The organism is Vibrio rhodolitus (assembly GCF_003350325.1).
Taxonomy (GTDB): Bacteria; Pseudomonadota; Gammaproteobacteria; order Enterobacterales; family Vibrionaceae; genus Vibrio; species Vibrio rhodolitus.
In genome coordinates this window covers 100910-114512 of the sequence record NZ_QLYZ01000013.1, presented here as the reverse complement: position 1 = coordinate 114512, position 13603 = coordinate 100910, and the positions used below count along the sequence as shown (strand labels likewise).

Sequence of the window (13603 nt, the reverse complement as noted above, 5' to 3'; positions counted from 1 at the left end):
GGACTAACCGGGGTCGCGTTCGACACGCCACGCTGGATTTTAAACTCACAAACCTCAAATACAATAAAGCCCCAGCAAAAGCTGAGGCTCTATCGTTTAAATATGGTACCGGTAGGCGGACTTGAACCGCCACGCCCGAAGGCAACGGATTTTGAATCCGTCGTGTATACCAATTTCACCATACCGGCATCTTAAGGCTATTGCCTCTTGATGTTTGGCATTATACGTAACAACACGTATCGTGCAAGTGCAAAAGACTGAAACCACTATCGTTTGCTGATAATTTCGCCACAAAACATTAACCTGTGCGCAAGCTCTCTTTTCACATGAGATGTGAAACATTATCCTGACGGCTATTTTCTAAATTGAGTGACAGTATGAGTACCCAGCAGCCACTTCCACCCGCGGGGCTAATGCGCCGTTTAGGCGCTTTGTTTTATGACAGCCTGATTATTCTTGCAATTGAAATGATGGCAGCCGGTGTCGTGATCGCGGTTTTACACGCGCTTATGGCAATGAACCTAATTAATATTGCGCCTTATGTTGATGTCAGTGACCTATTAACCAATCATCCGGTTTGGAGCCCACTGTACACCTTCTATCTGGCAGCCGTGTGGGTTTACTTCTTTGTCTTTTTCTGGACGCGTGCCGGGCAAACTCTTGGCATGCGCGCATGGAAAATCCAAGTGCGTAACTTACAAGGCGGTCGAATCACAGTCACGCAAGCACTTATTCGCTTAGCAACCTCTGGCTTTGGTTTGGCTAACTTTACCGTGCCGCTCGATCCGCAAAAACGTGGCTTTCACGATATCTGGGCAAAAACCCAAGTCGTGGTGCTACCTAAAGCGCAGTAATAACCAGCTCTAGAACGAAAAAAGGAAGGCATAATGCCTTCCTTTTTGTTTTCAGCGATGGATTAATCAACGCGTAATTCATTGAGCATTGACTCTGGCAGCGCCAGTTCATCGTTTTTATTGACCGAAATTCCCGCCGCGATAATTGCTTCAGCAATTTGCTTTGCTTCATCGAGTGAATGCATTGCTGCTGTACCACATTGGTACTCGTTCAGCTCAGGAATTTTGTTTTGGTCTTCAACTTTAAGCACATCTTGCATTGCCGCTAGCCATGCAGTAGCCACTTGTGGCTCATCAGGCGTCCCAATCAAACTCATGTAAAAGCCAGTGCGACAACCCATTGGTGAGATATCGATGATCTCTACGCTTTCACCGTTTAAGTGATTACGCATAAAGCCCGCGTAGAGATGCTCTAGAGTATGAATACCACGCTCTGACAAAATGTCTTTGTTTGGTGCAGTGAAACGCAGGTCGAACACGGTAATGGTGTCACCTTTTGGCGTTGTCATGGTTTTTGCGACACGTACCGCAGGTGCATTCATGCGCGTGTGGTCAACGGTAAAACTATCTAATAATGGCATCATCCCTCTCCTGCTAGTTAGAAAAACCAGCTTCTATTATTTTCCAACTCTTGGCGGCACTGTTTAAGTTGCCAACCATAATCCTTTGCTTGTTGCTCCACTTTACGCGCGACGCGAATCAGTGAAGGCTTGCCTTGATAGGTTTTGCGTTTATACCCACCACGACCTTCATGATACGCTAAATATTGGTTGTATGGATCCCATTTAGAAATGCCCAATTGCTTTTGCGTTTCAGAGGTATACCAACCAATAAACATTAACGAGTCATCAAAACTGGTGCGCGACCCTCCGTGATTGGTCGCTTTTTGAAAATCTTCCCATGCAGGATCTTGCGCTTGCGCATAGCCATAGGCGCTGCTGACACGTCCCCATGGAATAAACCCTAACAGGTAATCTTTCGGTGGTCTGGCATCATGGCGAAAGCTACTTTCTTGCTTTACAAATGCCATCGCGACATTAATCGGCGTGCCCCACTCTTCTTGCATATCGACAGCATCATCATACCAATCGGGATTTTCCCGAAAGATGGCACAAATGTTACTTTGATTACTCGGTGGTGGTGTCGCGCAGCCAGCTAAGCCAGCCACGCTAACAAAAAGAGCGAGTTTCAGAATCCTTTCTTTGGTCATGATTACTGCTTCAAATAAGAGAAATAGTCCGCTAAGAAATCATCGAAGTTAAGCGTATCAGAGGCTTCTTGAGCACGCTGAGCCTCCACAGAGCGAGCTACCTCACCTTCCATTTCTTCCAGTGAGTATTCTCGATACTGATGTGCTAAATGCTGCTCGATGTATTTACGACCTAAGGTGCGACCTAAGTTGCCTAGCCCCTCATGCGCTTTGGTGTCTGCCAGCACTTGACCAGAAAGCGTCAGCTCTGGGTTATCAATCCAAGTGAGTAGCTTGTCGCACACTGCTTGGTATTCATCACCACCCTGCACTTTATCCATCGCTTTCGCTACTTCCACCAATTCAACAAACACGCGTTTAGCCCACTCTTGCAGAGTCAGCACTTCGCCTTTGCAGCCAATTTGTAGCTCAAGACCAACTTTACGACCTTCTACAACGACTTTATTCCAGTTTTCACGCCAGCAAGCTTGCTCACAGAAATCCATCGGTTCAGAGTCGCTAAGCGCAGCCCATGTCAGGAACAGATCAAGGAAACGGACTTGGTCTTTGTCGATACCAATCGCGCTGTATGGGTTCACATCCAATGAACGAACTTCGATGTACTCAACACCACCGCGAGTCAATGCCTCTGATGGTTTTTCACCTTTTTGTGTCACGCGTTTAGGGCGAATCGGCGCATACAGTTCGTTTTCAATTTGCAGCACGTTACTGTTGAGCTGACGATACTCGCCATCCACTTTAACGCCAATCTTAGCAAACTCAGCTGAAGGTAAACGAATCGCGCTGTTGAGCCCTTCTAGGTACTCTTCAATGCTGTTAAAACCAATTTTAAGGACGCTTTGCTCACTGCTGGTGTAGCCCAAATCACTCAAACGCAATGATGTCGCTTGTGGTAAATAGAGTGTTTTACCGATATTTTCAAATGGCAGTTTGGTCTCACGCCCTTGAATAAACGATGAACACAAAGCAGGTGACGCGCCAAAGAAAAATGGAATTAACCAACCAAAGCGGTAGTAATTACGGATCAAAGCAAAATAGCCCGCAGACTTAGTCGCTTGGCGCGCATCTTCATCTTGCTCACCATGCAAAGCATCCCAAAACGCTTCAGGGAATGAGAAGTTAAAATGCACACCTGAGATAATTTGCATCAAACTGCCGTAACGGCGCTTTAAACCTTCACGATACAGCGTTTTCATCTTACCTGAGTTCGATGAGCCGTATTGAGCAAGGTTGATGATGTCTTCGTCAGAAACGTAGCAAGGCATCGAAAGCGGCCACATCTTCTCACCCTCTAGTTTGGTTTGGGTGAAATGATGAATATCTTCTAACTGAGCCAGCAGTGTATCGATATCTTGAGAGACTGGGGTGATAAATTCCAATAACGACTCAGCAAAGTCGGTAGTAATCCAGTTATTGGAATATGCAGAGCCTAAGCCACTAGGATGTGGGGTGGTCGCCAGATTACCACCTTGTTTATAGCGCAGGGTTTCTCGTTCTACACCGCGACCAAAGTTTTTAAATACTTCGGGGTTGCGGGCAACTTTTTCTAAACGCGCAGCAAAATCTGTCAAAACTGAGTCGCCTTAATCTGTGGTCCATAGCTATATGATAGTGTCGATATAGCGAGAACTGGCTCAATACATACTGTAGGGCGATAATTCGCCCTACCAACATGCTCTCTTTATGTGTCCTTTACTGGACAATTTCAAGCTCTTTGATAGGAATCTGTAACGATTCCAGCTGTGGTTTTAACCTTTTCGCATCACCAACAACAATAATTTGGTAGTCTTTTGGATTAAACCACTTCTTAGCCAACGCATCTAGTCCATCTTTGTTGACTGTTTCGACAATTTCGTTTCTTTGTTGTAGATAATCTTCATCCAAGCTAAAGGTTAAAATGCTACCAAGTAAACGCGCCTTCTGAGCTGGTGTTTCATACTTAAGTGCATCTTGCTGCCCGACAGCTAAACGCATAAAGTTCAGCTCTTGCTCGGTCATGCCGTTTTCGCTGTACTGTTTAAGCTCTTTTTCCATCTCAACAATCGAAGGGACTGTCGCATCAGCTCGAACTTGCGCCGAGAAGATCACTGCCCCAACTTCGCGATTTGAAGCCAAGTAGCCACTCGCGCCATAGGTATAGCCTTTATCTTCACGCAAGTTCTGGTTAAGACGGCTGTTGAAGTTGCCCGCCAAATTAAAGTTGGCTAATTGGGTCAGGTAAACTTCACCAGTGGCATCAAACGGCAGCCCTTGGCGCACCATACGCACCACACTTTGCGGCGCCCCTGGCTTATCCACCAGATAAATCGTCTGACCTTGCAAAGGCTTTACAACCTGCGGATTGAGCAGCGGCGCTACTTCACCTTGCCAACTCTTAATAAACGCTAGCTGCGATACCACTGCCGATTTGCCGATATCACCCACCACCACAATTTGTGCACCTTGCGGAGTGTAATGCTGGCGATAGAAGGCTTTGACGTCCTCAAGCGTCAATTTACTCATTGATTCAGCAGTACCGTCACTTGGGCGCTGGTAAATCGAGCCATCAAACAACACTTGGCGAGTCGCCTGCGAAGCTAACCAACTCGGTTGCTGATGTTGATAAACCAGCCCTTCAAGCATCTGCTTTTTAACGCGCTCAAAGTCTTGCGGCTTAAACGCTGGCTTGAATAGCACCTCATCAACAATCGCCAATGTCTGTGGCAAGTTCTTCTCTAAGCTCGCCAACGAAATTGTCGTGGTGTAGTTGCCAGCCTCAATTGACACGCTGCTGCCCAGCTTATCAAGCCTTGCCTGCAACTCTTCTAGGCTCGACTGTTGCGTGCCCTCTTGCATCATGGCGGCAGTAAGATTGGCAATCCCTTCTTGTCCAGGCTTGGCGTAACGCTCTCCTGCGGGCAAACGAATATCCATTTGCACCGTTGGGGTTTCATCACTCACCGTGCCTAGCAACTCAACACCATTATCAAAGTACACGCGGTACAGTTGTGGCATTTCCGCTTTCACTGCTTCAGCCACTTGCGGCATCACTGAGCGATCAAAGGAATCAACCGGACGGCGGTAGTCTAAGTCACTATCGGTCAGCTTTTGATACTCAGGCAAAGTGCGCTCTGGTGTAGTAAATGTGGCAGACTGAACCGCAAAGTCTAATTTACCGCGCGGCACAACACTTAACGTCACTTTGTGATGACCATTGATGTACTTCTGGTATGCGTCCATCACTGACTCAGGTGTCACGGCGCGAATACGTTCAAGCTGAGTTTGTAGTCGGTCTGGCTGCCCGTAGAAAGTCTCATTGGAAGCTAACTGTGACACTTTGCCACTGACACTTTGTAGTGCAAATACCGCTGAAGACTCTGACATACCGGTAATTTCATCTAAGCGCTCTTGAGCAATGCCCTGCGCTTTAAAATCCGACAACACCTGCATCATCTCTTGATACAGCGGTTTTAATTGTCCTTTATCACCCGATGGTGCCATAGCGTAAACATAGAAGTTACAAGTCAGTTCAGCACAATCTTGGAAAGCTCCAGCATCCACCGCTTTTTGCGTTTTGACTAGCTTTTGATAAAGCAGTGAATTGGCGCCACTTCCTAGTGCAGACGCCAGAGCGTTCAGCGCCATCTCATCTTGATGACCGCGGTATTGAGTTGGCCAGCCAACAAGTACCATCGGCTGTTGAATGCGATCTTCTAAGGTAATGAATTTATCTTCTGTCAAAGTGGCTGGCTGTTTATCTGCTTGCTCAACCGCTGGACCTTGTGGAATCGAGCCAAAGTATTTGTTTACCCATTCCAATGTCTGATCAACATCGATATCGCCACCGATGGTCAACACCGCATTATTTGGACCATACCAACGTAAGAAAAACGCTTTCAGATCATTCACGTCTACTCGATCCAAATCTTCAACATAACCGATGGTTTGCCAAGAATATGGATGACCTTCTGGGTACATAGCTTCAGCCATTTTCTCCCACATCAAACCATAAGGTCGATTATCGAAATTCTGCGCGCGTTCATTTTTCACCGTGTCACGCTGTATCTCGAACTTACGCTGTGAAACCGCATCCAGCAAAAAGCCCATGCGATCAGACTCTAACCACAACATCTTTTCTAGCTGGTTGGCAGGCACAGTTTCAAAGTAGTTAGTACGATCACGATTGGTCGTGCCATTTAGGCTACCCCCCGCTTCGGTGATCAAACGAAAATGCTCTTGATCGCCAACATGTTCGCTGCCCTGAAACATCATGTGCTCAAAAAAGTGCGCAAAACCAGATTTGCCGATTTCTTCACGAGCAGAACCAACATGATAAGTCACATCAACATGCACTAGAGGATCAGAGTGATCCGGTGAGAGAATAACGGTTAAGCCATTGTCGAGTTTATATTTACTGTAAGGGATGGTCGCTTTACCTGCGACAGCATCTACCTCTTCAACTAGCGTGACGCCTGGTGGAAGAGAAGAAAAGAACGGTACGGAATAATCGATATTTGAGGTGCAACCGAACAAAGCGGTAAGAGAAACGGCACCGATTAGAAACTTTCTCATCGTATTTCCTTAGAACAGACCGTAGAACAAGGCAGCAAGCAAAGAATAACGGAAAGCTTTACCGAATAAGATTAGCCAAAAACTTGGCCAAAACTTCATTCGAAGCCAACCTGCTGCGAGACATAAAGGGTCGCCAATAATAGGTAACCAACTAAAAAACAAACTCCAGTAGCCATACTTTTGTAACCACTGTATCGCTTTATGACCATGTTTTTCGTTTTGAGTTCGATTTGGTAACCAAAGACCAAGCCAATAGTTGGTCAGCCCACCTAAAGTGTTACCAAGTGTCGCCACTACTATAACCATAGCGGGAGAATATTGATTTAGGCTCAAAGTAGCGATTAAACCTGCCTCTGAGCCTCCAGGTAATAATGTCGCACTGAGTAATCCGCTAAAAAAAAGAACCCACAGTGCTGAATCAGAAAACCATAAGGCGATAGATTGAAACGCGGTATTAAACGTTTCTAGCATTGCATATCCAACAAAATTTTTCCTCGTGTGTGCCCTGTTTCCATTTGTTTATGGGCTTCCACCACCTGATCCATCGGGTAGATTTGATAGATTTCCGCTTTCAACATCCCGACGCTAACTAAATAAAGCATCGCGTCGAGCTGTTCGCGATTTGGGTCAACCAACATGCCGGTTGCTTCAAAGCCGAGTAACTTAGCTTTTTCGCAAATAAGCTCAGCGCTTAAAGTCGGCACCGTCACCACTTTAGCATTATCTTTTAAGCATTTAAGCGCATCGAGCGCAGCATCACCACCGACAAGATCAATCAAGGCATCAGCTTCTTCAACTCGCTCCGAGACCGGGGCAAAACGGTAGTTAATCGCGTGCGCGCCAAGTGTCGCCATGTAGTCTAAGTTGCTTTCACCACAAGTGGTAAACACTTCTGCTTTTGCTGCCACCGCCAATTGCACCGCAATATGTCCAACACCGCCAGCACCAGCTAAAATCAATACGCGCTGACCTTCTTGCACAGACACTTTATCCAACGCTTGGATTGCAGTTTGCCCAGCAAGCGGAAGCGCGGCTGCCGCTTCAAGAGTAACCGCTTCAGGCACTCGGCTTAAGCTGCTTTCCGGTACGGTAACGTATTGACTGTAGCCCCCGCCTTGTAAAGGGAAGCCAATAAAACCCGCGACTTTATCGCCGAGATCAAATTTCTCAGTCGCTTCGCCGCATTCAATCACCGAACCAGAAATATCATAGCCCGGCACCCAAGGTAGGTTATCTTTGTTTTGCGCCGCCGCCCATCCGAGCCCGGCACGTGTTTTTACATCAATTGGGTTCACACTCGCAAACGCCACTTTCACCAGCACCTCGCCCTTTTGAGGCTGCGGGATTTGCGTATATTGAATGGCGAGCACATCCGGCTCTCCAAAATGGGGAATTGCGATTTGCTTATTTTCCATATCAAGCTGTCCTTATTGATGTAAAAAAGGGATGCCGAAGCATCCCTTTGAATATATAACATTTTGTTTATCGAGGTTAACCACCTGATCGCAAATTAACCAAGTTATCGCTTAAGCTTGAGTAACAAGGTTTTACTAGCCTACAAGTGCAAGCAAGATACCAGCGGCAACCGCTGATCCTAATACTCCCGCTACGTTTGGTCCCATCGCGTGCATCAACAAGAAGTTCTGTGGGTTTGCTTCCAAACCAACTTTGTTCACCACACGTGCTGCCATTGGTACCGCAGAAACGCCCGCAGCACCAATCAGTGGGTTGATGTCTTCTTTAGAGAACTTATTGAGTAGCTTCGCCATCAATACGCCGCCAGCGGTACCGATACTAAAGGCAACCGCACCAAGCGCAAGAATACCCAGAGTTTCGATGTTTAAGAACTCTTCGGCTTGCAGCTTAGAACCAACACTTAAGCCCAAGAAAATGGTAACAATATTGATAAGCTCATTTTGCGCCGTCTTCGATAGGCGATCAACCACACCCGCTTCACGCATCAAGTTACCTAAACAGAACATACCGACCAGAGGCGTTGCCGAAGGCAAGAACAAAATCGCCATCATCAACACTGCCAATGGGAAGAGGATCTTCTCTGTTTTGCCGACATGACGCAGTTGAGCCATCTTGATTTTACGCTCTTCTGGCGTCGTCAACGCTTTCATAATCGGCGGTTGAATGATTGGCACTAATGCCATGTAGCTGTATGCCGCTACGGCAATGGCTCCAAGCAAATCAGGTGATAGCTTACTGGCAAGGAAAATTGCCGTTGGACCATCTGCACCACCGATAATCGCGATAGACGCAGCGTCTGGCATCGAGAACTCCATACCAGGCACATAGTTGAGTAAAATCGCGCCAAATAGCGTAGCAAAAATACCAAACTGCGCTGCTGCACCAAGCCACAAGGTTTTTGGGTTAGCGATCAAGGCACCAAAGTCCGTCATTGCTCCCACACCCAAAAAGATCAGCAGCGGTGCGATACCAGAGGCAACGGCCACTTTATAGAAAGTGTACAGCGTGCCATCGTTAAACTTAGCATTGCTGGCTAACGACTCGAGTAGGGTCAATTGCTCTGGCTCTGCCATTTTGTACGCGGCTTTAATCGCTTCAGCTGAAATATCCGTTACGCCAAGTACCGAAGCAAACTCAGTCAATAACTTGATATCCCCTGCGGCAATCGCATTGACTACCGCACTGTTGGCTAAACCAACCACTGGAATATTGGCCAAGATAGCGCCAAAACCGATCGGTAATAGCAACAGCGGCTCAAAGCCTTTACGAATCGCTAAGTAAAGCAAAGTACAGCCAACTGCGATCATACACAGCTGACCAAACTCAAAATTAGCAATACCAGTCTCAGACCAGAGAGTTAATAATCCTTCCATGGTACTCCCTTACGCAAGGCTTAATAGCGGAGCGCCAACGACGACTGAATCACCTTCTTTGACGTGAAGATCCTGAACCACACCACCGCGAGCAGCGCGTACTTCAGTTTCCATCTTCATCGCTTCAAGGATCAACAACACATCACCTTCAGCAACTTCAGAGCCACTTTGGACGTTCACTTTGAAAATGTTGCCCGCTAGAGGCGCAGGTACCGCTTCAACATTACCAGAAGCAACTGGCGCTGCCGCTGGAGCTGCCTGCGTTGCTGCAGGCGCGACTGAAGTCAGTTGCCCTTGCGGTCCAACTTCAACATCGTAAACCTGACCGTCAACTTTGACACTGTAAGTCTCAATACCACCTGCGGCAGGAGCTACTGCAGGCGCCGCAACTGGAGCTGGCGCTTCTTTACCTGGTGCTGGCTCAAAGGCTTCTGGGTTGTGACGATTCTTAAGGAACTTGAGACCGACTTGCGGAAATAGCGCGTAAGTTAGCACATCATCGACGGTATCTTCTGCCAATGAAATGCCCTCTTCTTTGGCTTTCGCTAGCAGATCATCCGTCAGTTTATTCAATTCCGCTTCCAGCAGATCCGCTGGTCGGCAAGTGATCGGCTCAGCGCCGTCTAGCACGCGAGCTTGCAGCTCTGCGTTCACTTCCGCAGGCGCAGCACCGTATTCACCTTTTAGTACACCGGCAGTCTCTTTGGTGATGCTCTTGTAGCGCTCGCCGGTTAGCACGTTGATCACGGCTTGTGTACCGACGATCTGTGACGTTGGCGTAACCAGAGGAATAAAGCCAAGATCTTGGCGTACGCGCGGGATCTCTTCTAGCACTTCATCAATACGATCCGCAGCGCCTTGCTCTTTTAGCTGACCTTCCATATTGGTCAACATACCACCTGGTACTTGAGCAATCAGGATACGTGAATCAACACCTTTAAGCTGACCTTCCCATTTAGCGTACTTCTTACGTACATCACGGAAGTAAGCAGCAATCGGTTCAATCTGATCAAGGTTTAGGTTGGTGTCACGTTCAGTGCCTTGCAGCATCGCTACGACAGTTTCGGTTGGCGTATGACCGTAAGTACAGCTCATTGATGAAATCGCAGTATCAAGAATATCAACGCCAGCTTCGACCGCTTTAACTGCCGTTGCGGTTGATAGACCAGTGGTCGCATGGCAGTGCAGCGCAAGCGGCACATCACACGACGCTTTGATACGCGTGATCAACTCTTCTGCCTCGTAAGGCTTAAGCAGCCCCGCCATATCTTTAATACACAGCGAGTGGCAACCAAGATCTTCCAGACGTTTCGCCAAATCCACCCAAGTGTCAACATTGTGCACAGGGCTGGTTGTGTATGAGAGAGTACCTTGAGCGTGTGCACCAACATCCACAGTCGCTTTGACTGCTTTTTGGAAGTTACGTACGTCGTTCATCGCATCAAAAATACGGAAAACATCCATACCATTGGCGTGGGCACGCTCGACAAATTTTTCAACTACGTCATCGGCGTAATGACGATAGCCCAGTAAGTTTTGACCACGCAGTAACATCTGCATTGGTGTGTTCGGCATTGCCTTTTTCAGTTCACGTAGGCGCTCCCATGGGTCTTCACCCAAAAAGCGAATACATGAGTCAAATGTCGCGCCGCCCCATGTTTCTAAAGACCAGTAACCGACTTTATCCAGCTCAGCGGCAATCGGTAACATATCCTCGATACGCATACGCGTAGCAAATAGTGATTGATGGGCGTCACGAAGTACCACATCAGTGATAGCTAGTGGTTTAGACATGCTCATTAACTCCTTTTAATCCTTTAATTGCTATTTAGCTGCAGAGGTACGGTACTGGTGTACCGCGGCAGAGATAGCCGCTACGACCTTCGGGCTGACAGCAGAAGATGATTGAACTGATTTATTTTGTACTGGGGTAGAAATCGGCTCTGGCACTTCCTCTGGCACTAAGCGAGACATCAACCGAACGAGGTATACAAGAATTGTGAGGAAAATGAATACTACCGACATCCCTGTAACCATTAGGGTGGCAGCATCAAATAATTGGCTTCCAATATTGTCCATTTTGCGTCCTTTCTTTGTCATCCTGACAATTGCCTAAGTGATCAAGCTGTTATTTTATGAGACTTATCACTTAACTGTGGCGGTACGAAATCGTACTCACATTGCCGTTGGATGCTTCCTATGATCCCGACAAGAGGACTAGGATTATCTCGATTGATTAAATTTTGTCAATTTTGTTTAAGGCACTCTTTATGATATTGCACATTTCTGGCGAAATATTCGTCACACAAATCACATAAAGCTGGAATATTCGGTATAAAAAGAACAAATAACTAGTGTTTATCCCACGTTATTCCAACTTGAGGGACTTTACTGCGATAGGCTTAAAAGTTCTGAAAATAGTGTTTGAAAAACAACTAGTTGTATATGAAGGGTGACAATTATGCTAAATAATTGTTAATAAAAAAGCCCCGCATTTCTGCGAGGCTTTCAATGATGGCGCGCTCGAGAGGATTCGAACCTCTGACCGCCTGGTTCGTAGCCAGGTACTCTATCCAGCTGAGCTACGAGCGCGCAATGTTTTCGATATTAATTAAAGCTAACCAATATCAGGTCTATGACCCCTATTCTTTTCAAAAGAAAAGTGGCGCGTCCTGGAGGATTCGAACCTCCGACCGCCTGGTTCGTAGCCAGGTACTCTATCCAGCTGAGCTAAGGACGCACGGGTTTCGATAATGATCTGATCACTATCAGGACTAAAGCCCTTAATAATGGCGCGCTCGAGAGGATTCGAACCTCTGACCGCCTGGTTCGTAGCCAGGTACTCTATCCAGCTGAGCTACGAGCGCGCAATGTTTTCGATATTAATTAAAGCTAACCAATATCAGGTCTGTGACCTAAAGAGTGGCGCGTCCTGGAGGATTCGAACCTCCGACCGCCTGGTTCGTAGCCAGGTACTCTATCCAGCTGAGCTAAGGACGCACGGGTTTCGATAATGATTCAATCATTATCAGGACTTAAAGCCCTTAATAATGGCGCGCTCGAGAGGATTCGAACCTCTGACCGCCTGGTTCGTAGCCAGGTACTCTATCCAGCTGAGCTACGAGCGCGCAATATTTTCGATATCAATTATCACTAATCAATATCAGGTCTGTGACCTAAAGAGTGGCGCGTCCTGGAGGATTCGAACCTCCGACCGCCTGGTTCGTAGCCAGGTACTCTATCCAGCTGAGCTAAGGACGCGCAGGATGTGAAGCATATCACAAAACATTAGATTTGAAACAAAAAAATTGACCTATTGGCCAATAAAAATGGCGGTGAAGGAGGGATTCGAACCCTCGATACGGTATCAAGCCGTATACTCCCTTAGCAGGGGAGCGCCTTCAGCCTCTCGGCCACCTCACCGTTTTTTTAATTATTCCCTCTAAGAGAGAATGGCGCGCTCGAGAGGATTCGAACCTCTGACCGCCTGGTTCGTAGCCAGGTACTCTATCCAGCTGAGCTACGAGCGCGCAATTTGCTTTGTTTCAAAGCTATGCTCCGAAGAGCAATTCTTCTAAAAGAAGAAGCAAGAATGGCGGTGAAGGAGGGATTCGAACCCTCGATACGGTATCAAGCCGTATACTCCCTTAGCAGGGGAGCGCCTTCAGCCTCTCGGCCACCTCACCGTCTTGCGGAGGCACATATTACGATTTACCGAAAATAAGTCAATTACTTTCTTGGCAAATTTGACAAAAACCCTTTCAACCGTTGCCTATTTAACCAAAGCGGTGTTTATTCATGCTTTTTTGAGAGATTTGCCATTATGCGCCCACAAAAAAAGCTGACAATGTGCCAGCTTTTTCTTAGCAATTAGTAGTTGCCTGATGCAACGTTACCATTACCTTTTTCTGCCTGAATGCGCATGTAGATTTCTTCGCGATGAACAGACACTTCTTTCGGAGCATTAACACCGATGCGTACTTGGTTACCTTTTACACCCAGTACAGTTACAGTGACTTCATCACCAATCATTAGAGTTTCACCAACACGGCGAGTTAAAATTAGCATTCTGTGCTCCTTGAGTAATCTCTTAAAATTTCTTGCTACAAAGCTATTATCCAACAAAAGTTATATTTTCG

At 46.9% G+C, this 13603-nt stretch carries 11 protein-coding genes and 10 tRNA genes; 1 reads left to right on the top strand and 20 read right to left on the bottom strand.

Annotated elements, in window-relative coordinates; translation table 11 throughout:
* Positions 1 to 103: 103 nt before the first annotated feature.
* Positions 104 to 188: transfer RNA gene (locus DPF93_RS13455), tRNA-Leu, on the bottom strand.
* A 189-nt stretch (positions 189 to 377) separates the two neighbouring features.
* Here DPF93_RS13455 and DPF93_RS13450 point away from each other — a divergent pair.
* Entirely contained in the window at positions 378 to 854 is a 477-nt protein-coding gene (locus DPF93_RS13450; RefSeq protein WP_114766641.1) for an RDD family protein, read from the top strand.
* A 62-nt stretch (positions 855 to 916) separates the two neighbouring features.
* On the opposite strand, the gene luxS is transcribed toward DPF93_RS13450, so the two are convergent.
* From luxS to csrA, 19 genes are all read right to left on the bottom strand, one after another.
* Positions 917 to 1435, bottom strand: coding sequence for an S-ribosylhomocysteine lyase (gene luxS / locus DPF93_RS13445; protein ID WP_114766640.1), 519 nt, complete (start codon positions 1433 to 1435; stop codon positions 917 to 919).
* 17 nt (positions 1436 to 1452) lie between these two features.
* Positions 1453 to 2064, bottom strand: a complete 612-nt coding sequence (locus DPF93_RS13440; RefSeq protein ID WP_114766639.1) for a transglycosylase SLT domain-containing protein — start codon at positions 2062 to 2064, stop codon at positions 1453 to 1455.
* A gap of 2 nt (positions 2065 to 2066) precedes the next feature.
* The gene (gshA, locus tag DPF93_RS13435) at positions 2067 to 3635 is read right to left on the bottom strand and encodes a glutamate--cysteine ligase (protein ID WP_114766638.1); all 1569 of its coding nucleotides are present in this window, start codon (positions 3633 to 3635) and stop codon (positions 2067 to 2069) included.
* Between the two features lie 121 nt (positions 3636 to 3756).
* Positions 3757 to 6615, bottom strand: a complete 2859-nt coding sequence (locus DPF93_RS13430; protein ID WP_114766637.1) for a M16 family metallopeptidase — start codon at positions 6613 to 6615, stop codon at positions 3757 to 3759.
* A gap of 9 nt (positions 6616 to 6624) precedes the next feature.
* Positions 6625 to 7086: a YqaA family protein gene (locus DPF93_RS13425; RefSeq protein ID WP_114766636.1), complete on the bottom strand. Its 462-nt coding sequence runs from the start codon at positions 7084 to 7086 to the stop codon at positions 6625 to 6627.
* Positions 7080 to 8030: an NADP-dependent oxidoreductase gene (locus DPF93_RS13420; protein WP_114766635.1), complete on the bottom strand. Its 951-nt coding sequence runs from the start codon at positions 8028 to 8030 to the stop codon at positions 7080 to 7082. Before DPF93_RS13420 ends, DPF93_RS13425 begins: the two co-directional genes overlap by 7 nt.
* Positions 8031 to 8165: 135 nt before the next feature.
* Positions 8166 to 9464 carry a sodium ion-translocating decarboxylase subunit beta gene (locus DPF93_RS13415; RefSeq protein WP_114766634.1) on the bottom strand — a complete coding sequence of 433 codons (1299 nt, stop codon included), beginning with the start codon at positions 9462 to 9464 and terminating at the stop codon, positions 8166 to 8168.
* Between the two features lie 9 nt (positions 9465 to 9473).
* Positions 9474 to 11258 (bottom strand): sodium-extruding oxaloacetate decarboxylase subunit alpha, encoded by a 1785-nt coding sequence (gene oadA / locus DPF93_RS13410; protein ID WP_114766633.1) that lies wholly within the window; start codon positions 11256 to 11258, stop codon positions 9474 to 9476.
* A 30-nt stretch (positions 11259 to 11288) separates the two neighbouring features.
* Entirely contained in the window at positions 11289 to 11543 is a 255-nt protein-coding gene (locus DPF93_RS13405; protein WP_114766660.1) for an oxaloacetate decarboxylase subunit gamma, read from the bottom strand.
* A 436-nt stretch (positions 11544 to 11979) separates the two neighbouring features.
* Positions 11980 to 12056 (bottom strand) — tRNA-Arg (locus tag DPF93_RS13400).
* A 71-nt stretch (positions 12057 to 12127) separates the two neighbouring features.
* Positions 12128 to 12204 (bottom strand) — tRNA-Arg (locus DPF93_RS13395).
* Between the two features lie 50 nt (positions 12205 to 12254).
* A tRNA-Arg gene (locus DPF93_RS13390) sits at positions 12255 to 12331 on the bottom strand.
* Between the two features lie 56 nt (positions 12332 to 12387).
* Positions 12388 to 12464: transfer RNA gene (locus tag DPF93_RS13385), tRNA-Arg, on the bottom strand.
* Between the two features lie 51 nt (positions 12465 to 12515).
* Positions 12516 to 12592 (bottom strand) — tRNA-Arg (locus DPF93_RS13380).
* A gap of 56 nt (positions 12593 to 12648) precedes the next feature.
* Positions 12649 to 12725 (bottom strand) — tRNA-Arg (locus tag DPF93_RS13375).
* A gap of 69 nt (positions 12726 to 12794) precedes the next feature.
* A tRNA-Ser gene (locus DPF93_RS13370) sits at positions 12795 to 12887 on the bottom strand.
* Between the two features lie 30 nt (positions 12888 to 12917).
* Positions 12918 to 12994, bottom strand: a tRNA-Arg gene (locus DPF93_RS13365).
* Positions 12995 to 13057: 63 nt separating this feature from the next.
* Positions 13058 to 13150 (bottom strand) — tRNA-Ser (locus DPF93_RS13360).
* Between the two features lie 184 nt (positions 13151 to 13334).
* Entirely contained in the window at positions 13335 to 13532 is a 198-nt protein-coding gene (gene csrA / locus DPF93_RS13355; RefSeq protein ID WP_004415691.1) for a carbon storage regulator CsrA, read from the bottom strand.
* Positions 13533 to 13603: the final 71 nt, after the last annotated feature.